The sequence below is a fragment of the Streptomyces calidiresistens genome (genome assembly GCF_014141525.1).
In the GTDB taxonomy this organism is placed as follows: domain Bacteria; phylum Actinomycetota; class Actinomycetes; order Streptomycetales; family Streptomycetaceae; genus Streptomyces; species Streptomyces calidiresistens.
Genome location: NZ_VKHS01001504.1, coordinates 1 through 537, shown reverse-complemented (window position 1 = coordinate 537; position 537 = coordinate 1). Strand labels below are relative to the sequence as shown.

General features: G+C 78.6%; 1 protein-coding gene. It reads left to right on the top strand.

The annotated features are described in order from the left end of the window. Nucleotides 1-83 precede the first annotated feature (83 nt). Nucleotides 84-537: winged helix-turn-helix domain-containing protein (locus FOE67_RS28030; protein WP_182667595.1), on the top strand; the 454-nt coding region annotated here is incomplete at its 3' end.

Here is a 537-nt window from a genome sequence, read left to right as displayed (position 1 = left end):
GGGTCGCCTCCCGCCCCACATCCCCGGAGCGCCCCCGGTACGCCAACCGGCCGACGGGCCTCCGGCGTTGTAGCGTGCCGGCCATGAGCGGACCCGCCTACGAACGCATCGCCGCGACGTACCGGGAACGGATCCACGCCGGGGACCTGCGGCCCGGCGAACGCCTGCCGGCCCAGCAGGCGATGATCCGCGCCCACGGCGTGGGCCGGGACACCGTGCGCCGCGCCATCGAGGTGCTGCGCGCGGAGGGCCTCCTGGAACCCGGGGTACCGGGCCGGGCCGCCGTGGTCGCCGGCGGCTCCACCCCGGCCGAGCCGCTGGAGCACCACCTGACCCGCGTCTTCCGCGCCCCCCGGATCCTCCTGGAGGCCCGGGAACCGTTCCCCCGCCGCCTCAGCGAGGCCCTGCTGCACCGGGCCGGTGACATCGCCCGGGCCGCCCGGGCCGGTGCCGCGTCCCGGAGCGGGCGGGAGAACGACCCGCGCCCGGAGTCGATCCGGCTGCGCCTCCTGATCCCCGACCCCGCCGCCGACCTCC